The 20282-nt window shown below is 60.8% G+C and carries 21 protein-coding genes; 14 read left to right on the top strand and 7 right to left on the bottom strand.

The window, feature by feature from the left end; all coding sequences use genetic code 11:
• The first annotated feature begins 61 nt into the window (after positions 1-61).
• Both FPZ52_RS05225 and FPZ52_RS05220 read left to right on the top strand, forming a co-directional pair.
• On the top strand, positions 62-649 hold the full coding sequence (locus FPZ52_RS05225) for a HupE/UreJ family protein (protein ID WP_146364372.1): 588 nt from the start codon (positions 62-64) through the stop codon (positions 647-649).
• 86 nt (positions 650-735) lie between these two features.
• Positions 736-1731: an LLM class flavin-dependent oxidoreductase gene (locus FPZ52_RS05220; protein ID WP_146364370.1), complete on the top strand. Its 996-nt coding sequence runs from the start codon at positions 736-738 to the stop codon at positions 1729-1731.
• Here the strand turns inward: FPZ52_RS05220 and FPZ52_RS05215 are convergent.
• A complete protein-coding gene (locus tag FPZ52_RS05215; RefSeq protein WP_146364368.1) occupies positions 1728-2630 on the bottom strand; it encodes a LysR substrate-binding domain-containing protein in 903 nt (300 codons plus the stop codon). The genes FPZ52_RS05220 and FPZ52_RS05215 overlap by 4 nt on opposite strands.
• Positions 2631-2712: 82 nt before the next feature.
• On the opposite strand from FPZ52_RS05215, the gene pcaD reads away from it, so the two are divergent.
• Genes pcaD through FPZ52_RS05160 form a run of 11 tightly spaced genes read left to right on the top strand, consistent with a single transcriptional unit; the run spans position 2713 to position 13149 of the window.
• Complete coding sequence (gene pcaD / locus FPZ52_RS05210; RefSeq protein ID WP_146364366.1) at positions 2713-3507, top strand: 3-oxoadipate enol-lactonase; 795 nt, start codon at positions 2713-2715, stop codon at positions 3505-3507.
• Positions 3494-3874, top strand: a complete 381-nt coding sequence (gene pcaC / locus FPZ52_RS05205) for a 4-carboxymuconolactone decarboxylase (RefSeq protein WP_205758607.1) — start codon at positions 3494-3496, stop codon at positions 3872-3874. The genes pcaD and pcaC overlap by 14 nt, the downstream gene beginning before the upstream one ends.
• Positions 3871-4593 carry a protocatechuate 3,4-dioxygenase subunit beta gene (gene pcaH, locus FPZ52_RS05200; RefSeq protein ID WP_146364364.1) on the top strand — a complete coding sequence of 241 codons (723 nt, stop codon included), beginning with the start codon at positions 3871-3873 and terminating at the stop codon, positions 4591-4593. Before pcaC ends, pcaH begins: the two co-directional genes overlap by 4 nt.
• Before the next feature lie 2 nt (positions 4594-4595).
• Positions 4596-5192 (top strand): protocatechuate 3,4-dioxygenase subunit alpha, encoded by a 597-nt coding sequence (pcaG, locus tag FPZ52_RS05195; RefSeq protein ID WP_146364362.1) that lies wholly within the window; start codon positions 4596-4598, stop codon positions 5190-5192.
• A gap of 1 nt (position 5193) precedes the next feature.
• Positions 5194-6030 carry a 3-oxoadipate:acetyl-CoA acetyltransferase gene (locus FPZ52_RS05190; RefSeq protein ID WP_146364360.1) on the top strand — a complete coding sequence of 279 codons (837 nt, stop codon included), beginning with the start codon at positions 5194-5196 and terminating at the stop codon, positions 6028-6030.
• Entirely contained in the window at positions 6027-7355 is a 1329-nt protein-coding gene (locus FPZ52_RS05185) for a lyase family protein (protein WP_146364358.1), read from the top strand. Before FPZ52_RS05190 ends, FPZ52_RS05185 begins: the two co-directional genes overlap by 4 nt.
• Entirely contained in the window at positions 7352-8521 is a 1170-nt protein-coding gene (pobA, locus tag FPZ52_RS05180; RefSeq protein WP_146364356.1) for a 4-hydroxybenzoate 3-monooxygenase, read from the top strand. Before FPZ52_RS05185 ends, pobA begins: the two co-directional genes overlap by 4 nt.
• Before the next feature lie 54 nt (positions 8522-8575).
• Positions 8576-9607, top strand: coding sequence for a TRAP transporter substrate-binding protein (locus FPZ52_RS05175; protein WP_146364354.1), 1032 nt, complete (start codon positions 8576-8578; stop codon positions 9605-9607).
• On the top strand, positions 9604-10119 hold the full coding sequence (locus tag FPZ52_RS05170) for a TRAP transporter small permease (RefSeq protein ID WP_146364352.1): 516 nt from the start codon (positions 9604-9606) through the stop codon (positions 10117-10119). The genes FPZ52_RS05175 and FPZ52_RS05170 overlap by 4 nt, the downstream gene beginning before the upstream one ends.
• Positions 10109-11467: a TRAP transporter large permease gene (locus FPZ52_RS05165; protein ID WP_146364350.1), complete on the top strand. Its 1359-nt coding sequence runs from the start codon at positions 10109-10111 to the stop codon at positions 11465-11467. Before FPZ52_RS05170 ends, FPZ52_RS05165 begins: the two co-directional genes overlap by 11 nt.
• Positions 11464-13149 (top strand): thiamine pyrophosphate-requiring protein, encoded by a 1686-nt coding sequence (locus tag FPZ52_RS05160; protein WP_146364347.1) that lies wholly within the window; start codon positions 11464-11466, stop codon positions 13147-13149. Before FPZ52_RS05165 ends, FPZ52_RS05160 begins: the two co-directional genes overlap by 4 nt.
• Positions 13150-13224: 75 nt before the next feature.
• Here the strand turns inward: FPZ52_RS05160 and FPZ52_RS05155 are convergent, their stop codons facing one another.
• From FPZ52_RS05155 to FPZ52_RS05130, 6 genes are read right to left on the bottom strand one after another with little or no spacing between them, the layout of a single operon-like run.
• Positions 13225-14676 (bottom strand): aldehyde dehydrogenase, encoded by a 1452-nt coding sequence (locus FPZ52_RS05155; RefSeq protein ID WP_146364345.1) that lies wholly within the window; start codon positions 14674-14676, stop codon positions 13225-13227.
• 15 nt (positions 14677-14691) lie between these two features.
• Positions 14692-15408: an ABC transporter ATP-binding protein gene (locus tag FPZ52_RS05150; protein WP_146364343.1), complete on the bottom strand. Its 717-nt coding sequence runs from the start codon at positions 15406-15408 to the stop codon at positions 14692-14694.
• Complete coding sequence (locus FPZ52_RS05145) at positions 15401-16129, bottom strand: ABC transporter ATP-binding protein (protein WP_146364341.1); 729 nt, start codon at positions 16127-16129, stop codon at positions 15401-15403. The genes FPZ52_RS05150 and FPZ52_RS05145 overlap by 8 nt, the downstream gene beginning before the upstream one ends.
• The gene (locus FPZ52_RS05140; RefSeq protein ID WP_146364339.1) at positions 16126-17052 is read right to left on the bottom strand and encodes a branched-chain amino acid ABC transporter permease; all 927 of its coding nucleotides are present in this window, start codon (positions 17050-17052) and stop codon (positions 16126-16128) included. The genes FPZ52_RS05145 and FPZ52_RS05140 overlap by 4 nt, the downstream gene beginning before the upstream one ends.
• A gap of 1 nt (position 17053) precedes the next feature.
• Positions 17054-17923, bottom strand: a complete 870-nt coding sequence (locus tag FPZ52_RS05135) for a branched-chain amino acid ABC transporter permease (protein WP_146364337.1) — start codon at positions 17921-17923, stop codon at positions 17054-17056.
• A 55-nt stretch (positions 17924-17978) separates the two neighbouring features.
• Positions 17979-19199 carry an amino acid ABC transporter substrate-binding protein gene (locus tag FPZ52_RS05130; RefSeq protein ID WP_146364335.1) on the bottom strand — a complete coding sequence of 407 codons (1221 nt, stop codon included), beginning with the start codon at positions 19197-19199 and terminating at the stop codon, positions 17979-17981.
• A 167-nt stretch (positions 19200-19366) separates the two neighbouring features.
• Here FPZ52_RS05130 and FPZ52_RS05125 point away from each other — a divergent pair, with 167 nt between their 5' ends.
• Positions 19367-20221, top strand: a complete 855-nt coding sequence (locus tag FPZ52_RS05125) for a helix-turn-helix domain-containing protein (RefSeq protein WP_168201266.1) — start codon at positions 19367-19369, stop codon at positions 20219-20221.
• The last annotated feature ends 61 nt before the right edge of the window (positions 20222-20282 follow it).

Genomic DNA, 20282 nt, shown 5'->3' with positions numbered 1-20282 from the left:
TCACCGTAGTTTCTGCGCGAGCGCCGTCGGCGCGCCGAAGAAAGTCCAGCAGGAGACATCAATGCGTTTCATTATCAAGACCGGCCTTCTGATCTCGCTGAGTTGTGCGGTCGCCCCCGCTTTCGCTCATACCGGCGTGCATGGCGGCAGCGGATTTGCGTCCGGCTTTTCGCATCCGCTCATGGGGCCGGACCATGTTGCCGCGATGCTGGCCGTTGGGCTTTGGGCCTCGGTGATAGGGCGCAAGGCGATCTGGATTCTGCCCATTGCGTTCCCCTTGGTAATGGCCTTTGGTGCGGTGCTGGGTATCGCAGGTATCGCGGTGCCTGTGGTCGAATCCGGAATTGCGGCATCTGCTTTGGTCATTGGCTTGGCTGCTGCATTGACCATCCGTCCCCCGCTGAGCATCGCTGTAGCCTTGGTCGGTATTTTCGCGCTGTTTCACGGCCATGCCCATGGCACGGAAATGCCGGTGATGACCAATCCCGTTTCTTATGGTCTTGGTTTCCTCACGGGCACGCTACTGCTGCACCTGGCGGGGATCGGACTGGGTTTGTTTGCCGGGACGAAACTGGGCAATCTCGGCAGTCGCGCGGCAGGAGCGGCAATTGCGTTGGCTGGCGCTGGGTTCCTGAGCGGCGCGATTTAAGCGCCTGAGGCCACGCGAATTTCGCTGGGCCCATTGCACATGCAGCATGGCGGTTTAAGTCAGAGGCTCAGCCAAGGAGAGCCGCCATGCAGAAATTCTCGCTCCTCGATCTAGCACCGGTCGCGGAAGGTGAAACCGTCGCACACGCTTTGTCGCACAGTGTAGAACTTGCACAGGCGGCTGAACAGCAGGGCTATCACCGGTTCTGGCTGGCAGAACACCACAATATGCCGGGCATCGCCAGCGCGGCCACATCCGTGGTGATCGGGCAGGTTGCACAGGCCACATCGACGATTCGCGTGGGTGCAGGCGGGATCATGTTGCCCAACCATTCGCCGCTCGTCATTGCGGAACAGTTCGGCACGCTGGAAACCCTGTTTCCGGGCAGGATCGATCTGGGGCTGGGGCGCGCACCCGGAACGGATATGGCGACGGCCCGCGCGCTGCGCCGGAGCATGGATCATTCGGACAGTTTCCCTCAGGATGTGGTGGAACTGATCGGCTATTTCGACGATGTAGCGGATGGCGCGCGTATCCAGGCGGTGCCCGGGGGCGGGACGCATGTTCCAATCTGGATTCTCGGTTCCAGCCTGTTCGGCGCGCAGCTGGCGGCTTATCTCGGATTGCCCTATGCGTTTGCGTCGCATTTTGCCCCCGCCATGCTCGAACAGGCAATCGAGACCTACCGCGAAACTTTCAAACCGTCACGGCATCTGGAAAAGCCCTATTTCATGATGGCCGCTGGTGTCTGTGCTGCCGATACCGATGAGGAGGCGCTTTTCCTGCGGTCGTCGCAAATTCTGGCCTTCGCGCGTCTACGCGGCGGCAAACCGGGAAAACTTCCACGCCCCGTGCCTGATGTAACCGAGGAGGTGCCGCCCGCGGTTATGCAGGGCGTGGAGGATGCAATGTCATGCTCCGCAGTCGGCAGCCGCGACGCGGTTGAGGCCCGTCTGAAAGACCTGATTGCCCGGTATGAACCGGATGAGATGATGATTACGGGAATGATCCACGACCATACTGCACGGCTGAAATCCTTCGCAATCGCAGCAGATGCGCTGTCGTGCCTGACGCGAACCTAGCCGCCGGTGTTGGCGCGCCTGTGCATCATATCCTTCATGGTCGAGATCTCGTCGGTCATTTGAAGCGATTGCGAGCGTGTCAATCCCACCGCCCCAGTCATGAATCGCGCATCAGTGTTCAGAGTGTGCAGGACGCCCATTTTCAGCTCGTCCAGAATGACCCCGTGAGAGATGAACCACAGCGCATCCGACCGCAGCAACGCGCCGCGCCCAAAAGCCAGCGAGATGGTTTCCAGCCAGACGCGCGGCTCTGTCACGCCGATGGACACGAGGTAGTCGTCCACCGTCCGCCTGATCAGCGCATGCTGCGTGGGCAGGATCAACGGCAATTCACGGGCGAGGGTGGTGATGGGCTCTGACTGGCGCGGATGGTCCGGCCGGACTGCAACCACAACCGTTTCATCATAGAGATAGTCGAAGCCCAGCCCCGGCATCTCGCGCGGCTGCGGCATGCGTCCAACCATCAGGTCGATGCGACGGCTGCGCAGGAGGTCCAGCAGATACTGGTTTGGTCCGGTCGTCACGGAAACGGTGCATTCGGGGTAAAGTCCGGCGAATTCCAAGGCGACTTCCGGAAAGAACCGTGTTGCGGCCGTTGGCAGAAGCCCCACACGAATGCGCGACCCGCCCCCTGCGGTGCGCATCGCCGCCGCGCCCGATTCCAGCGATTGCACGGCTTGCAGGGCATGGCGCCGAAAGGTTTCCCCGGCGGGCGTCAGGATAGTGCGGCGCCCTTTGCGCGTGAACAGGGGTTGGCCAAGCATCAGCTCCAGATCGGACAGGGTTTTGGACATCGCCGGCTGAGACACGCCCATCCGTTCGGCAGCGGCGCTTACGGTGCCTTCCTGCGCGACGCCCAGAAAACACCGGATATGGCGTAGCTTGATTCCTCTATGCATAACGATACGGTTATACTAGTTCACGCGCTTTGTATTTTTTTCTTTCCGAGCCACGTGAGAAACAGGCCACAGGGAGAAACGTATGTTCGCACTGAAACGACCTTGGGGTCATATTCACTACAAGTTGGATGGCGCGGCGAAATCGAACACGGTTCTGTTCATCAATTCGCTGGGCACCGATCTGCGGATGTGGGACGCGGTGGTGGCGCAACTGCCAACCGGCATGCGGGTTGTGCGGTTCGATAAGCCAGGACACGGGCTGTCGGCTGACCGGGGTGCACCCTTTGACATTGACGACATGGCCGATGATGCGATGGCGCTGCTTGATGCGGTGGACGTCGATCAGGCGGTGGTCGTGGGATGTTCCATTGGCGGGATGATCGCGCAGTCCATCTGCCTGCGATATACTGATCGGGTGACGGGTGTCGTTTTCTCGAACACTGCACCCAAGATCGGTACGGCGGAAAGCTGGGCGGACCGTATCCGGCAGGTGCGGGAGAACGGCATCAATGCGATCTCCGATGCTGTGCTGGATCGCTGGTTTGCGCCTGCACTTCGCGCTTCTGACGCCTGCAATGCGTGGAAGATGATGTTGGAACGCACGACCGTCGATGGCTATGCCGGGTGTTGTCGTGCCATTTCACGGGCCGACTATTCCGCTCGGATCGGTGATGTTCACCTTCCCGCACTAGTTCTTGCAGGCGCACAAGATCAGGCGACACCCAGTGATCAGGTCAAGGCTTTCGCGGACGAGATGCCCCAGGCCCGTTTTACTGAATTCGACGCTTGCGGCCACATTCCCGCAATCGAGCAGCCCGAGGCGACAGCGCGCGCCCTGACGACGTTTATCAAGGAGATGGACAGTGCCCGAGCCTGATCTGTTCGAAACCGGAATGACGACCCGCCGCAAGGTGCTGGGAGATCAGCATGTCGATCGGGCGGAGAGCAACAAGACCGATTTCGACGAACCCTTCCAGCGCTTCATCACCGAAGGTGCGTGGGGCTCCGTCTGGTCGCGCTCCGAATTCACGCCGCGCGAACGGTCGATCGTGACGATTGCGTTGCTTGCCGCATTGGGCAACCATGAAGAAGTTGCGATGCACACACGCGCCACGAAGAACACTGGCGCGACGCCGGAAGACTTGCGTGAAGCCATGCTGCATGTCGCGGTCTATGCGGGCGTGCCGCGCGCCAACCACGCGATCAAAATCATCAAGGATACGTTGGAGGAAATGGATCAATGAGAGGCGGTCTGTTCGAACGTCCAGCGGGGGTGAACCCGCCAGCATTTACACCGGGCTATAAAACCAGCGTGCTGCGCAGCCCGCGTCATACGCTCGTTTCCTTCAACAGCACACCAAGCGAAGATACCGGGCCCGCATTCGGGCACATGCGCGTGGGCGAGGCGGATAACGATCTGTTGATCAACTACGCCCAACCCGGCGAAACCGCGATCGGCGAACGGATCATCCTGCACGGCAAGGTCCTGGATGAAAGTGGGCGTCCCATCCCGAACGCGCTCGTCGAGATCTGGCAGGCGAATGCGGGCGGGCGATACCGCCACAAGAAGGACAGCTATCTGGCCGCGCTCGACCCGAATTTTGGTGGCTGCGGACGGACGCTGACGGATGAGGACGGGCATTACTGGTTCCGCACTGTCAAACCTGGTGCTTATCCTTGGCCGAACGGCCCCAATGAATGGCGGCCAGCGCATATCCACCTGTCGATTTTCGGCTATGCCTTTGGCCAGCGCCTGATCACGCAGCTTTACTTCGAGGGCGATCCTTTGATCCCGCGCTGCCCGATCCTTGGCACGATCCCTGATGCGGATGCGCGGGACCGCCTGGTTGCGGCGCTTGATATCCAGCAAACCAAGCCGATGGATGCCATCGCCTATCGCTTCGATGTCGTTCTGCGCGGATCGCGCGCGACGCATTTCGAGAACCGTCCGGAGGGGCTTTGATCATGATGCAAAAGCTAGGCTATCTTCCGATGACACCGTCGCAGACGGGTGGTCCCTATGTTCATATCGGTACGACGCCGGAAGCGGCGGGTCTTGACCCGTCGCCGTTCGAGCAACTTGGCAAGACCATCTTTGAAGGCAACGCCAAGGGTGAGCGCATCGCACTGACCGGGCGTGTCATCGACGGGCATGGCGCCGCCCTGACCGACGTGATGCTTGAAATCTGGCAGGCGGACGCCAACGGGCTTTATGCAGGTCAGGAAGGCGCCGATCCGGCGTTTTACGGTTTCGCGCGGCGGGCCGTTGATTTCACAACCGGCGCGTTCCGGTTCGAGACAATCAAGCCCGGTGCGGTGAAGCAGTATGACGGATCATACGCGCCGCCTCACGTGACCTTCTGGCTGTCCGCGCGGGGGATCAACACGGGGCTTCATACCCGCATGTATTTCCCGGAAGACGACCTGTCCGGCGATGCGCTGCTTGCCCGAGTGCAGCACAAGGACCGGCTGAAGACGCTGATCGCCGAGAAGACCGAAGATGGCTACCGCTTCGACATCCGCCTTCAAGGTGACGACGAAACGATTTTCTTCGATATCTGAAATGACCATGGACCCCTGCATCATCTGCGTCGCGATTACCGGATCCTTACCCCGAAAATCCGACAATCCGGCCGTGCCGATCACCGTCGCGGAGCAGGTCGAAAGCACCCAGGCGGCTTTCGAGGCGGGTGCCACTATCGCGCATTGCCATGTCCGCAATGATGATGGATCGCCCAGTTCGGACCCCGACCGTTTCGCGCAGCTCATTGAGGGGCTGCGACACCACTGCCCGGGCATGATTATCCAGCTTTCGACTGGGGGTCGGTCCGCCGCGGGGCAGACGCGCGGTGGCATGCTGCCGCTGCGCCCGGATATGGCGTCACTCTCTGTCGGCTCGAACAACTTCCCTACGCGCGTCTATGAGAACCCGCCGGATCTGGTCGACTGGCTGGCGCAGGAAATGCAGACTTACGATGTGCGACCGGAAATCGAAGCCTTCGATCTGAGCCATCTGTTTCAGGCCGCCGTGATGATCGAACGGGGTCAATTGCCCGCAAATGTGCATGTGCAATTCGTCATGGGCGTGAAAAACGCCATGCCCGTAGATCGCGAGGTGTTCGATTTCTACCGCAAGACCCGTGAACGGTTGATGCCGCAAGCGACGTGGTGTGCGGCGGGGATCGGACGACATCAGATCACACTGAACGAATGGTGCGTGGAAACGGGCGGCCATTGCCGGACCGGGTTGGAAGACAATGTCCGTCTGGATCGCAACACATTGGCTCCATCCAATGCCGCGCTGGTCGGTCGCGTGGTCGATCTTTGCGACCGGGCCGAACGCCCGGTCGCAACGTGGCAACAGGCCCGCGCAATGTTGGGGCTGGAGACGATGCAATGACCGTAAGCCTTGCAGACAGCCCTTTGTGGCAGAATCTTTTTGGGGATGCGGAGATCGCAGCGCTGCTTGGCGATGATGCCTTGGTCGCAGCGATGGTTCGGGTTGAGGGAGAACTGGCCCGCGCACAGGGTGTGGTTGGTGTCATTCCGGCGGAAGCAGGCAACAGACTGGCCGCCGCGCTCGAGGGCTGTCGGGTGGAGTTGTCCGATCTGGCCGGAAAAACCGCCAGCGACGGAGTGGTCGTTCCCGCTCTTCTGGCATCTTTGCGCAACCAGATCCCGCCGGAACTGGTGCAGTATCTGCATTGGGGGGCGACCTCGCAGGATGTCGTCGACACCGCGACGATGGTGCAACTGCGGGTTGTGTCCGACCTGTTGATAGAGCGGGCGCAGCGACTTCTGGACCGGCTTTGCGATATGGCCTCCGAGCATAACCAAACGGTCATGTTGGCACGAACCCGGACACAGGCGGCGATGCCCACGACCTTCGGCGCAGTTGCGGCGATTTGGGGACAGGGGATTCTGCCATTTCAGGCCCGCATGCTAGCATGGCAGAAAGGTGCATGCCGTATCAGTCTGCACGGTGCTGCGGGAACCGATGCGGCGATGGGGGTTTGGGCTCCGCAGGTGCGAAAGCACTTTGCACAGGCACTTGGCCTGGCAGACAGTGATTCGGCATGGCACGCGTCACGCGATGGTGTTGCGAGTCTTGGGGCAGCCCTGACCTTGCTTGCGGGCAGTTTGGGAAAGATCGGGCAGGATGCCGCGTTGCTGGCACAGACCGAGATTAACGAACTGAAGCTGCAGGGCGGGGCCTCTTCGACCATGCCGCATAAGTCCAATCCCGTCGCAGCCGAAGCGCTGGTGACACTGGCGCGGACCTCTGCACGGCTGCAAGGTGCGTTGTTCGACGCGCAAATTCATAATCATCAGCGCGACGGGGCGGCCTGGGCCGAGGAATGGCACAGCCTGCGCCAGCTTTGTGTGGCCGTTGGTGCTGCGCTGAACAATGCAAATGCGATGTTGAAGACAGCGAAACCAGATACTGATCGAATGCTTCGGAATCTGACCGATGCGGGCGAGGGGATATTCGCCGAAGCCGCCGTTTTTGCTCTGTCACGGATCATGCCACGACCGGATGCACAATCGGCGGTCAAGGAAGCCATCGGCACTGATGGCTCGATGCGAGAGGTGCTGAAGAACGCTCACCCGGAAATTGACTGGCCCCAGGTGTTCGATCCGCTGAACGCAGCAGGACGGGCGCCGGACATGGCCAGGGAATTCTGCGCGCTGGTCGCGCCAAAGCAAAGAAGTAAGAGCGAATGAAAACGCAAGTCGCCATCATCGGGGGCGGGCCGGCTGGTCTGCTACTATCCCAGTTGCTGGACCTGCACGGGATCGATAATATCGTGCTGGAACGCAGGACACGCGACTATGTGCTGGGCCGCATCCGTGCGGGCGTTCTGGAACAGGGCAGCGTCGACCTGTTGAGGGCGGCTGATGTCGGTGAGAGGATGGACCGCGAAGGTCAGGTCCATGACGGTGTCGAACTCAGCTGGCATGACGAGCGCCTGCAGATCCCGATCAAAGATCTGACGGGTCGTGGCGTGATGATCTATGGACAGACCGAGGTTACGCATGACCTGTATGACGCGCGGGATGCGCGTGGCGGAGCCGTGATCCATGAGGCCGACGTCTTTGCGATTGACGGCATCGAAAGTGACAGCCCCGTCGTGCGTTACCTCAAGGATGGGCAGGAACATACGCTGGAATGTGATTTCGTGGCCGGTTGCGATGGCTTCCACGGGCCTGCCCGCAAGGCTATCCCCGCAGCGCAGCGGCGCGAGTTCATCCGCGAATATCCGTTCGGCTGGCTGGGTCTTCTGTCCGAAACCCCACCCGCCGCGCATGAATTGATCTATGCCTCGCATGATCGCGGATTCGCACTGTGTTCGATGCGCTCCGATGTGCTCAGCCGTTACTATGTGCAGGTGCCCCTGACTGAAAAGGTCGAAGATTGGTCCGCCGACCGTTTCTGGGACGAGCTGAAGATGCGCATCCCCGAAGATGTCGCCGCGCATCTGGTCACCGGTCCGGCCATCGAGATGAGCATAGCGCCCCTGCGCAGCTTCGTCAGCGAACCCATGCGGTATGGTCGTCTGTTCCTTGCAGGCGATGCCGCCCATATCGTGCCGCCGACCGGGGCGAAGGGGCTGAACCTGGCGTTTTCGGATGTCTATTACCTGCACCGGACGCTGGATGCTTTCTATTCCACGAATGACACCGACGCGCTCGATGCCTATTCCGATTTGGCGCTGGCGCGCGTGTGGAAATGTGAACGCTTCTCGTGGTGGATGACCAATCTTCTGCACGATTTTCCCGACCGCAGTGATTTCGAGCGGCGTATGCAGAAGACGGAGTTCGAATACCTGCTGCAGTCCGAGACCGCCAGAAAGAGCCTGGCCGAAAACTATGTCGGGCTGCCCTACTAGTTCATGATCATCACCCGCGCCACTATTGGCGCAACACATAAGAGGGAGGACACAATGAAACTTAGGACGACACTGGGACTGACGGTTGCCGCTGTTTTTGCAGCCGGCGGCGCCATGGCACAGGATTACACATTCAAGCTCCACCATTTCCTGTCCGCGCAAGCGCCGGCACACACGCAGATGCTGGAGCCGTGGGCGCGTCAGGTCGAAGAAAACTCCGGCGGTCAGGTGAAGATCGAAATCTTCCCGAACATGACACTGGGCGGCCGTCCGCCGGAACTGGTGCAGCAGGTTCGTGATGGCGTGGTCGATATCGTGTGGACGCTGAACGGTTATACACCGGGCCAGTTCCCGCGCTCTGAAGTGTTCGAACTGCCCGGCGTCTATGTGAACGATCCGGTCGCCTCGAACCTTGCCATGCGCGAGCTGTATGACAGTGATCTGGCCGAGGATTTCAAAGGCATGGAGGTCATGTTCCTGCATGTCCATGCTGGCCAGGCGATCCACATGGCCGAAAAAGAGGTCCGCAGCCCTGCCGATCTGGAAGGCTCCAAGATGCGTATCCCGACACGCACCGGCGCTTGGGTGATCGAGGCCCTTGGCGCGTCGCCTGTGGCGATGCCCGTGCCGGAACTGCCGCAGGCGCTGTCCAAAGGCGTCGTCGATGGTGCTTTCATCCCGTGGGAGATCATCCCGCCGCTGAAGATTTTCGAGCAGACGAAGTACCAGATCGAAGGTGCGAATGAGGAACGTTTCGGCACGTCCGTGTTCCAGGTGTCCATGAACCAGGGCAAATGGGACAACCTGCCCGAAGACGTGCAGCAGGCGTTCCGCGATGCCTCTGACGAGGAATGGCTGGTCGAGATGGGCGAAGTTTGGCGCGGCGCCGATGATTTCGGGATCAACATGGCGGTCGAGAATGGCAATGAACACATTGTGCTGACCGATGAAGAAACCGCAGCGTTCCGCGACGCGCTGGCCCCCGTGCATGATCGTTGGGTCGAAGACGTGACTGGATCCGGCGTGGACGGAGCGGCGTTGATTGAAAAAGCGATCGCCACGACACAAGAGCATGCGACCAAATGAACCCGGTTCCTGCAACAACCGGAGGGGCAGGGCTTTGCAGCCTTGCCCGCCGGGCCATCACCGGATGGGCGCTGCTGGGCGGCGTCCTTTTGCTTGCCGTCGTTCTGGTCAATGTCTGGACCGTTATCGGCGGAATGATCGGCTTTCCCTTTGCCGGTGACTTCGAACTGTCCGAAATCGGCGTCGCGGTCGCGGCCTTCATGTTCCTGCCCTATTGCCAGGTGCAGGGTGAAAACGTCACTGCAGATGTGTTCACTTCGAATGCCTCGCCGCGCTGGCTGTACATTTTCACGGCGATTGGCGGTGCGCTTGCGTTCGTCTTTGGCTGCCTGCTGATCTGGCGGATGTATTTCGGTATGCTGGACCAGAAAGCCTACAACCTGACGAGCGCCATTTTGCAGTTTCCCGTCTGGGTCGCTTTCATTCCGATCCTGATCTCCATTGCCTTCCTGATTCTGGCCGCGCTTGTGACGCTGGTCGAAAGCGTGAGCGGAGCCAAGAATGCCAGTTGATCCCATCGCGTTGGGCTTGATCGGACTAGCCGTCCTGATCGCCCTGATCGTTATTCGTGTGCCCATCGCCTATGCGATGATCCTCGTGGGTGCGGGTGGTACTGCGCTGATCAACGGCCCACAGATATTCCTGAGCCAACTCAAGACGCTCGCCTATGGGCAGTTTTCCATCTACGATTTGTCGGTCGTTCCGATGTTCGTGCTGATGGGGGCACTGGCCACCAAGACGGGCCTGTCGCGCGATCTGTTTCGAGCAGCCAACGCGTGGTTCGGTTGGATGCGCGGCGGCACTGCCATGGCCGCGATTTCCGCCTGTGCCGGATTCGGCGCTGTCTGCGGGTCGTCCCTGGCGACAGCATCCACCATGGGCAAGGTCGCCCTGCCGGAGCTGGAACGCTACAAATACTCCCCAGCGCTTGCGACCGGGTCCGTTGCCGCTGGCGGCGTGCTGGGTATTCTGATCCCGCCCTCGGTCGTGCTGATCATCTACGCCGTTATCGTCGAGGCGAATATCGTGACGATGTTCATGGCAGCGTTCTTGCCAGGTATTCTGGCCGTCATCCTGTTCCTGCTGACTATCGCGGTCTATGTGCGCCTGTTTCCGGGCTCTGGTCCCGCGCATGGGGCAGGCAGCCGCGCCGAGTTCATTGATGCCACCAAGGGCGTGATCCCGGTTCTCGTCGTCTTCGGCATCGTGATCGGCGGCATCTATGCAGGGCTTTACAACCCGACACCAGCGGCCGCGATCGGCGTGTTCGTCGTGTGGCTGTTCGGCACGGTCCGTGGACAGTTGTCGCTCAATGACATCAAGGGCTCGATCCTGGAAACCGCGGGCACCACCGGCATGATCTATCTGATCCTGCTGGGGGCGGAGCTTCTGAAGATTTTCATGTCCCGTGCTGGCGTGCCGCAAGCCGCTGCTGAATGGGTCGCCACCAGCGGTTATGCCCCGATGACGGTCATGGTGATCTTGTTGATCGCCTTGATCCTGCTGGGCTGCCTGATGGACAGCCTGTCGATGATCCTGCTGGTCGTGCCGTTCTTCTGGCCCGTGCTGGTCGAGGTCAATGGCGGCATCTATCAAGGCGCGGAAGGCGCGGGCTTCGGTATGTCAACCGACGAGCTCAAGATCTGGTTCGGTATCCTTGCGCTGATTGTGGTGGAGTTGGGGTTGATCACGCCCCCGGTGGGCATGAACGTGTTTGTCATCTCGGCGCTGTCGCCCAACACGTCCATGGCGCAGACCTTCAAGGGCGTGATGCCGTTTTTCCTGGCGGAACTGCTGCGTGTGGGGCTTCTTCTCGCCTTCCCGGTCGTGGTGCTCTGGCTGCCGAGGATATTGCAATGACGGGTGACATCACGACGGGCGGCGCGATCTTCGGGAAACTGGGTGCGCTGGGGGTCGACTATGTGTTCGTCAATTCCGGCACCGACTTCCCGCCGATCATCGAAGGCCTGGCGGAGGCCGAGGCCAAGGGTATCGACCTGCCGAAATCCGTGGTCATCCCGCATGAACATGCGGCTCTTGGTATGGCGCATGGGTACTACCTGATCAGCGGCAAGGCGCAGGCCGTCATGCTGCACACCAATGTCGGGCTGGCCAACGGTGCCATAGGCGCGATCAACGCGGCCTGCGAACATGTGCCTGTGCTGATGATGTCGGGCCGCACTCCGGTGATGGAAAGTGACCGCTTCGGCGCGCGCACGGTCCCGATCGCCTGGGGGCAGGAGATGTATGACCAGACCGCGCTTGTCCGCGAGGCGTCGAAATGGGAATACGAGCTGCGTTTCCCCGAACAGCTTTCGGGGCTTCTGGATCGTTCCTATGCAATTGCCAATTCCACGCCGAAAGGGCCGACCTATCTGACCCTTCCGCGTGAGGTGCTGTGCGAGCCATGTCCACCTGACGGGCTGGACCAACCGACTTCCCTGTCACCGTCGCGTGTGGCGCCCGATGCGGATGCGCTCCGGGCCGCAGCGAAATGGCTGGCCGAGGCGGAGGCACCTCTCGTCATCGCGCAACGCGGCGCTGGAGATGAGGAAAGCTTCGCGCAGTTTTCCAAATGGGCCGAAGACTGGGGCATTGCCGTCTGTTCATGGTGGGCCACGCATCTTGCGATTCCGACGGATCACCCTTGCCATGTAGGCGCGGACCCGGCGGAGGCGCTGGCCAAGGCCGATGTCGTGCTGGTGCTCGATTGTCTTGCGCCGTGGTGGCCGGACAAGCACAAGCTGCGTGATGGCGCGAAGGTGATCCAGATGGGACCGGATCCGTTGTTCAGCCGCTTCCCGGTGCGCAACTTCCCTGCCGATCTGTGCATCGCGGGCGAGAGCGCGGATACCGTCCCGGCGCTGGTCGAAGCGATGGGATCTGCTCCGACCGGTCATGCGCAGCGCGCGAAAGCACTGGGCGAGGCGAATGACAAACGCCGCAATACCGCCGCAAAAGGCGCCCGTGACACGATGGCTGCAGGGTTGACCAAGGAATCGGTTGCGCTGGTATTGGGCGAGGCGCTCGACGGTATCAAATCTACGGTCTTCTCAGAGTTGGGCGTGCCATTGACGCATCTCAAACGCGATGATCATCGGTCGTGGTTTCAGGAACCCCATTCAGGCGGTCTTGGCTGGTGCTTTCCGGCAGCGCTCGGCGGGCAACTGGCCGAACCCGACCGGCTGTGCGTCGCGACGATGGGGGACGGCTCCTACATGTTCGCCAACCCGGTCGCGTGCCACCAGATTGCCGAGGCAATGGAACTGCCCGTGTTGATCATGGTGCTCAATAACCGAGAATGGGGCGCCGTGCGGCATTCAGTGACGGGCATGTACCCGGATGGCTATGCATCGAAGGCCAACCGCATGCCGCTGACATCGCTGGAGCCGTCGCCGGATTTCTGTTCCGTGGCCAAGGCCAGCCGTGCCTGGACCAAATCCGTCTCAGCCGCAGATGAATTGCGCATGGCCATCGACGAAGCGATTGCCGTTTGCCGCAAGGAAAAACGCTGTGCGTTTCTGGAAGTCATGATCCGCTAAACAAAGGGCCCCGAAGCTGGTCCGGGGCCCCAGACAGGTCAACGAAAGGCCCGACGGAACGCCGGGCCTTGTCCATCAGATCGGGAAGTGTAGCGGGCCGTCCTGCATCGTGACCCACCGCAGTTCGGTGAATTCATTGATCCCTGCCGTTCCGCCGAAGCGGCCGTAACCGGATTCCTTCACACCGCCGAACGGCATCTGCGCTTCGTCATGCACGGTCGGTCCGTTGACATGGCAGATGCCGCTTTCGATCCGCTTGGCGACCGCAAGTGCACGTGCCTGATCCTTGCCAAAGACCGCCGATGACAGGCCGAACTTGCTTTCATTTGCGACGCGCACGGCCTCGTCTGTGCTACCCACGCGGATGATCGCGGCGACGGGACCGAAGCTTTCCTCGGCATAGAGCTTCATTGACGGTGTGACATGATCGACCGCAGTCGCGTCCAGCATCGTGCCCGAGCCACCGCCGCCCGCAACCACCTTCGCCCCCTTGGAGGTAGCGTCTTCGATCAATGCCTGAATGCGCGTGGCGGCTTCGGCATTGACCAGCGATCCAAGCGGGTGCTTGGCCTCGATCGGGTCGCCTGCGGTCAGGGTGGTCACCTTCCTGACGAAGGCCTCGACAAATTCATCTGCAATGCTGTCGAGTACGATGATCCGCTCGGCGGACATGCAGATCTGGCCTTGGTTCATATAAGCGCTGAACGCCGCCGCAGCGACGGTGGCGTCGATATCGGCGTCATCCAGAACGATTAACGGGGCCTTGCCGCCCAGTTCAAGAAGCGCGGGCTTCAGGTGCCGTCCGGCGGTTTCGGCGATGATGCGTCCAACACGGGTCGATCCGGTGAAGTTCACACGACGTACAGCGGGATGAGCGATCAACGCTTCGACGATCTGCGGCGCGTCATCTGGATCGTTGGAAATCGCGTTCAGCGTGCCCGCAGGCAACCCGGCGTCCGTAATTGCTTCGATGATCAGCGCATGCGTGCGGGGGCACAGCTCCGATGTCTTCATGACGACCGTATTACCGCAGGCCAGAGGCGTCGCAACCGATCGCACCCCCAGGATGACAGGCGCATTCCACGGGGCCATCGCGAGCACGACGCCAACCGGCGCACGCATCGCCATAGCAGTCGAGCCGGGACGGTTCGACGGGATGATCTCGCCCTTGATGTGGGTGGTCAGGCTGGCGGCTTCCAGCAGCATGTCGGCGGCAAGGCCCACATTGAACCGCGCCCAGGCTTCGGTCGCACCGATTTCTTCTTTCATGGCCAGCACGATATCGTCGCCGCGCGCCAGCAACGCCTCAGATGCTTTCAACAGGATCTTGCGGCGGGCGACAGGTGTCGTCGAGGCCCATTCCGGGAAGGCGCCGGCGGCGGTGTCCACCGCGCGCACGGCATCCTCGACCGTTGCGGCGGCGGCCTTGGTCACCACCTCGGAGGTCACGGGGTTGGTACGTTCGAAATACGCATCATTGGAGGCGGGTTCGTGTTTGCCGCCGATGAACAGGTCAAGTGTCTGCATAGTATCCTCCTGAATTCAGACAGTCTCGGCAGATCCGAGAAATGCTTTCTGCACAAGCGGGTCGGTGGCAAGCTGCTCCGATGTGCCGCTGCCGATGATCCGCCCCGCTTCCAGCACATAACCGCGATTTGCCAGCGTTAACGTGGCTTTCACGTTTTGCTCCACGATCAGCATCGCAAGGCCGGTTTGCCGGATACGATCCAGCGCGGCGAATAACTCCTGCGTGACGATGGGTGCCAGACCGAGGCTCGGCTCGTCCAGCAACAGGTAGTCAGGTCGAGACATCAGCGCGCGGGCAATGGCGACCATCTGCTGCTCTCCGCCCGACATGGTGCGCACAAGCTGCTGTCGCCTTTCCGCAAGGCGCGGGAAAAGCGCGAATATCTCGCCGCGCATCAGTGCTTCGTTTGTGCGTGCGCGGGCAGGGTTTGCACCCAGTCGCAGGTTTTCTTCGACCGTCATTGCGCGGAATATCCCGCGGTTTTCCGGCACGATGGCGATGCCACGGTTCACGATCTCATGCGCGGGAAGGGGCAGAAGAGAAGCGTCACCAAGCAGGATGTCACCGCCTGCCGGTTGCACCAGCCGACCCACCGATTTCAGCAAGGATGACTTACCGGCACCATTCGCACCCAAAAGAACCACGGTTTCACCCTGCGCGACGGTAAGCGAGACATCCTCTAGCGCAAGGTGATGACCGTAGCGAAGGGTTAGGTTCTTGATCTCAAGCATCGGCAGTCCCCAGATAGGCGGCGATCACCTGCGGATCGACCAGCACCTCCGCGGTCGGGCCATCGGCAATCTTTGTTCCGGCGGCCATGACAACGCAGCGCGGGCACAGCGCACGGATCGCATCCATGATATGTTCAACCAGCAGAATGGTCATCCCGTGGCCTTCTAGGCTGCGGATCAGAGCAATCCCTTCGCGTAACTCCGTCGGGTTCAGACCAGCCAGCCATTCATCGAGCAAAAGCAATTCCGGCTCCGCCGCGAGCGCACGGGCCAGTTCCAGCCGCTTCTGGTCGATATAGGTCAGATCGCCCGCGTGGAGCGTTTCCTCCGCCGTCAGGCCAACCTTGGCGAGGCAATCGCGTGCGTGATCTTCCAGCGCCGCGCCCCACAGCCTGGATCGCCCGAACGCTGCGGGAACCATGACGTTTTCAAGGATCGTCAGCGATGGCAGAACCTTTACCAACTGAAACGTCCGCGCCACGCCGTGCGCCGCGATCACATCGGGTCGCTTGCCTGCCAGATCAGACCCGCCGATGCGGATCGCGCCGGCGCTGGCTGGCAGCGCACCGGAAATCAGGTTCAACAGCGTCGTCTTGCCGGACCCGTTAGGGCCAAGCAGCCCGACAACCTCGCCTTGCCCGATCTCGAAGGACATGTCGTTGACCGCGGTCAGGCCACCGAAGGTCTTGGTTACGTTTTCCAGTTTCAGAAGCGTGCTCATGCGCGTGTCTCCTGTTTGCGGCGTTTCCACATGCCTTCGAGCGCGTTCAGCACTCCGTTGGGCAGCGCAAAGACGATGGCGATGAACAGCGCCCCCAACAGGATTGAAAAGTGGTCGGGGAAATTCGCGGATAACCATTCGAACAGCAAGAACAGCGGAACAGCCCCCAGAACCGGGCCCCAAAGACGGTTGGCCCCGCCCAGCAGCGCCATGATGACGGTCAGGAAGGACACGGTCGGGTTAAAGACGATCACGGGCTCGATATAAACCCAGCGCGGTGACTGGATCGCGCCAACCAGGGTAATGATGGCAGCGGACAGTACAAACAGCATCAGTTTCGTGCGGGCCAGATTGATCCCGCTATGCGCGGCAACCGTTTCGTCATCACCGATAACCTTCAGCGCCAACCCGATCCGACTGCGCCCGATCCACGCGGACAGGCCCAGCGTCACTGCGAGAAGCGCGAGCAATTGCCAGTAGATGTCACGCGGTTCCAACTCCAGGAAGATATACCGCCCCAGCGTGCCGCTGACATTGACCTCGAACCATGTGATCAACTGTCGGATCAGTTCCGTCAGGCCGAAGGTGAAGATAACGAAGTACACGCCAGCCAGACGTAGTGTGGACAGTCCGACCACCAACGCGACAAGCGCCCCGATGCCAAGCGCACAAAGCAGCACAAGCGGGTAGGGCATGAGGTCGCTCAGCACCGCGACGGTGTAGGCCCCGATTCCGAAAAAGGCAGCGGTCGCAAGAGAGATATAGCGCGTCGGACCGGAAAACATCGCCCAGGCGGTCGCGAGCGTTGCATAACCCGCCAGCCCGACCATCACGCCCAGATGATAGGTGCCCAGCATGAAGGGCGCGCAAGCCAGGACCGCGAGAAGGGATGCCAATCCAATATGTTTCACCGTGATCTTCATCCTATGCTGCCTTTCCGAACAGGCCCTGCGGACGCCACAGAAGCACACCGAGGAACAGTCCGTAAGTCGCGGCCATGGTGAGACCCGGGTCGATGTAAGCGGCCACGAAGGTTTCGGTCAGGCCCAGAAACAGCCCGGCCAGCACGGCACCCAATACATTGCCGACGCCACCCATGATGACGACCACCAGCGCCTTCATCGTGAAGACCACCCCGTCGCTTGCTGAAAAGGTCTGGTACATGGACACGACAACGCCTCCGACGGCGGCCAGCATGCCACCCAAGGCGAAGCCCAGTCGCGCCATCTTGTTGACGTCCAGCCCCACCAGCGGAGCCGCTTCGGGCGCAAGCGCCACGGCACGCAGGGCCGTACCCCAGCGGGTGCGAGTCAGGATCAGATACAGCGCACCGCCCACGCAAACAGATAGAAGGAAGGCGATCAGCCGGTTCAACGCCACGGTCACCCCGAACAGGTTCACCCCGCGGTCCAGATAGGCGTAGCTGGTGAAGTTCGCACCGAACAGAACAAGCATGACACCTTGAAGCACGAACAGTAGTCCGAAAGTGGCGAGGATGCTGTCAACTTCCAGCTTGCCACCACCGCCCGAGCGCGCGACCAGCGGGCGCATCATCACCGCATAGACGATCCATGACAGGATGAACCCGGCGGGTGCGACGATAATCAGGGACAGGATCGGGGACAGTCCCGATACCGAAAACAGCAGATACGCGCCGAAACAGGCCGCGACGATGACCTCGCCATAGGCCAGGTTCATGATCCGCGCGATGCCGTATTGCATCGTCAGACCAAGCGCGATCAGCGCATAAGTCCCGCCAAGGACGAGACCGAAAATGAGTGTGGACAAAAACACGGGGGATTACCTTTGGATACACAGGCGGGCCCGACCGGTGGCCGGGCCGTCACCCTTATTGCCAGTCGGGTTTGGGAATGACCGCGTCGACCGCGCCGTCACGGTCGGCCGGTGCAACAGCGACGAAGCTGTCACCTTGCCACTGCCCGACCGTCCACAGCATCCGCAGTTGGTTGTCTTCGAGCTTCACATTGCCGATGATTGTCTCGAATTCGCCATTGGTCAGTTCATCGGCCACGGCTTCGCGGTCCAGCCCGACACGCTCCACCGCCTGCTCCAGCATCTGAAGGCTGGCATAGGTGACGGAACTTGCCCAACTGTCGGGCTTGGCGCCGATGAAGTCTTCATGCCGCGCGAAATAGTTCTGTATCCGGGGCGAGCCGGCATCCACACCGCCGATGCTCATGACGCCTTCCTGCTGCCCGCCGCTGACCTGACCATAGACCGGGAAGGCACCGCCCACGCCGATATAGAATACCTTCGGATTGAAGCCCGCCGTTTGCGCCTGCTTGGTCACGCCGAAGCTGCCCGGCGGGTAGGAAAACGCCACGAAGCTGTCCGCGCCCGAGGATTGCGCCTCGTTTACCAGTGTCGCGAAATCCGATGTGCCAATGGGGTAGGTCTTGTCATATGCCAATTCAAACCCGGCTTCCTCAAAGGCCGGTCGCGCCGCATTGACCAGATCGATCCCGAAGCCATCGGCAACCGAGATCATTGCGATCTTGTCGTTGATCTGACCAGCCTCTTTCGCTTTCGCCAGCACGTCAGCCAGGGCCGTGGCATAGTCATGTCCGCCGCCCAGCAGCCAGTAGCTTTTGTCCCAGCGCGCGGCGAACTCGGGTGCCTTGTCGGTTACGGCCGTCACACCAAGTTGCGGATAGCCGAAACGATCCATCAGCGGCGCAATCGCCAGGTTAAAGCCTGTGCCCCATGGCGGCAGGATGAAATCCACCTCATCCTGTGTCGCAAGTCTTTCGACAGCCCGCACCGCGTCTTCGGCGGAGCTGCGGTCATCATATTCCACGACTTCGATCATGCGCTGGCTGCCATCAGGCAGGCTCAGCCCGCCAGCTTCGTTCACGTCATTTACCCAAAGCTGGTAGTTGGGAATGGTTGTCACGCCCGCGCCGGTGGCGTTTGCGCCGGTCTTGGACACGGCATAGCCGATCTTGACCGTGTCGTCCTGCGCCTGTGCGGCCAGTCCAAAGCTAAGTGTCGTTGTGAATGCTGTGGCGCCAAGCAGGCGCGCCAAATCCCTACGTGCGATTGAACGCATCGTTGTCCTCCCTCAAGTTTTCGCCGCCTGCAAGCAGGCTGTCGTTCATCAAGATTAATCTGGAAGCTCGTCACAAAAAATGCACTTATAGGGCCAAGACATGGACATATGGTGCCAGTTTGAGCCAGCCAACACGCCTTCCCAATGGGCAATCAAGTCGCCCCGGCATGGAACAGAATCCCCATGTAGAGGCCCGCGACGTTTCCGCGCCTCTCGGTCGGGCGGAGTTCGGTCTGGCCCGCGACAGGTCCTATGTCGTCATGTTGTCGTCGGGCCGGGGCGTCGTGCATGATCGCGGGCGTCCGGTGCAAATCGAAGCGGGTCGCGTCGTCTGGCTGCCTGCCGGGCAAAGCGGTCGTCTGGTACTGGAAGCGGGAAGTCGCGGGCTTTACCTGATCTTGTCTGACATCGGGCTTATGCGCTGCGTACCAAGCGAGGAGTTGGGGTTGGGGCCGAACGCCATGCTGGGTCGTAGTTTCGTCTTGAGCTTCTCCGACAGGTCGGAATGGCAATCGGTGCTAGGCCATCTGCAAAGCATTCGTGATGAGAGCTATCAGGCGGGGCCGGGCAGCGGCTTGGTCGTCGAAAATCTGAGCGTTGTCATCTTCATCCTGCTGTGGCGAAGGGCGCGGGTAGACCAGTTGATTTCGCGCTCCGTTCCGCGCAGCATCGTTGAAACCTTTGTCCGCCTCGCTAGCCGGCATGCACGCGACCATTGGAAGATAACCGACTACGCTGAAGCCATCGGAGTGTCGCGCGATCGCCTGAAATCCGCGATCCTGCGGGCAACGGGAGTATCGCCGCAAGCCTATCTGCATCGCGAACTGTACCGCGAGGCCCGCGACCTTCTGATGAACTCCGGCCTCCAAGTGTCAGAGATCGCCTTTCGTCTGGGGTTTCAGGACCCCGCCTATTTCAACCGTTTTTTTGCGCGGCATGAAGGCCAGCCGCCCGGAAAGTTTCGTCGAATGACCGTCAGACGGGATGATCGCTCCGATCGGTCATTTGCGGCATGGCCATGACATCAGAAAGGTTGTGCGGTGGTGCAATCGCTGGCAAAGTCAAAATTGACATCGCGTCAAT

Origin of the sequence: Qingshengfaniella alkalisoli (assembly GCF_007855645.1) — a bacterium.
Classification (GTDB): Bacteria; Pseudomonadota; Alphaproteobacteria; order Rhodobacterales; family Rhodobacteraceae; genus Qingshengfaniella; species Qingshengfaniella alkalisoli.
This window is presented reverse-complemented; position numbering and strand designations above follow the sequence as displayed.

Bases quoted from the DNA above. Each gene is read 5' to 3' on its own strand.
- FPZ52_RS05225 (WP_146364372.1), top strand. From the start codon at position 62: ATGCGTTTCATTATCAAGACCGGCCTTCTGATCTCGCTGAGTTGTGCG.
- FPZ52_RS05220 (WP_146364370.1), top strand. From the start codon at position 736: ATGCAGAAATTCTCGCTCCTCGATCTAGCACCGGTCGCGGAAGGTGAA.
- FPZ52_RS05215 (WP_146364368.1), bottom strand. From the start codon at position 2,630: ATGCATAGAGGAATCAAGCTACGCCATATCCGGTGTTTTCTGGGCGTC.
- pcaD (WP_146364366.1), top strand. From the start codon at position 2,713: ATGTTCGCACTGAAACGACCTTGGGGTCATATTCACTACAAGTTGGAT.
- pcaH (WP_146364364.1), top strand. From the start codon at position 3,871: ATGAGAGGCGGTCTGTTCGAACGTCCAGCGGGGGTGAACCCGCCAGCA.
- pcaG (WP_146364362.1), top strand. From the start codon at position 4,596: ATGATGCAAAAGCTAGGCTATCTTCCGATGACACCGTCGCAGACGGGT.
- FPZ52_RS05190 (WP_146364360.1), top strand. From the start codon at position 5,194: ATGACCATGGACCCCTGCATCATCTGCGTCGCGATTACCGGATCCTTA.
- FPZ52_RS05185 (WP_146364358.1), top strand. From the start codon at position 6,027: ATGACCGTAAGCCTTGCAGACAGCCCTTTGTGGCAGAATCTTTTTGGG.
- pobA (WP_146364356.1), top strand. From the start codon at position 7,352: ATGAAAACGCAAGTCGCCATCATCGGGGGCGGGCCGGCTGGTCTGCTA.
- FPZ52_RS05175 (WP_146364354.1), top strand. From the start codon at position 8,576: ATGAAACTTAGGACGACACTGGGACTGACGGTTGCCGCTGTTTTTGCA.
- FPZ52_RS05170 (WP_146364352.1), top strand. From the start codon at position 9,604: ATGAACCCGGTTCCTGCAACAACCGGAGGGGCAGGGCTTTGCAGCCTT.
- FPZ52_RS05165 (WP_146364350.1), top strand. From the start codon at position 10,109: ATGCCAGTTGATCCCATCGCGTTGGGCTTGATCGGACTAGCCGTCCTG.
- FPZ52_RS05160 (WP_146364347.1), top strand. From the start codon at position 11,464: ATGACGGGTGACATCACGACGGGCGGCGCGATCTTCGGGAAACTGGGT.
- FPZ52_RS05155 (WP_146364345.1), bottom strand. From the start codon at position 14,676: ATGCAGACACTTGACCTGTTCATCGGCGGCAAACACGAACCCGCCTCC.
- FPZ52_RS05150 (WP_146364343.1), bottom strand. From the start codon at position 15,408: ATGCTTGAGATCAAGAACCTAACCCTTCGCTACGGTCATCACCTTGCG.
- FPZ52_RS05145 (WP_146364341.1), bottom strand. From the start codon at position 16,129: ATGAGCACGCTTCTGAAACTGGAAAACGTAACCAAGACCTTCGGTGGC.
- FPZ52_RS05140 (WP_146364339.1), bottom strand. From the start codon at position 17,052: ATGAAGATCACGGTGAAACATATTGGATTGGCATCCCTTCTCGCGGTC.
- FPZ52_RS05130 (WP_146364335.1), bottom strand. From the start codon at position 19,199: ATGCGTTCAATCGCACGTAGGGATTTGGCGCGCCTGCTTGGCGCCACA.
- FPZ52_RS05125 (WP_168201266.1), top strand. From the start codon at position 19,367: ATGGAACAGAATCCCCATGTAGAGGCCCGCGACGTTTCCGCGCCTCTC.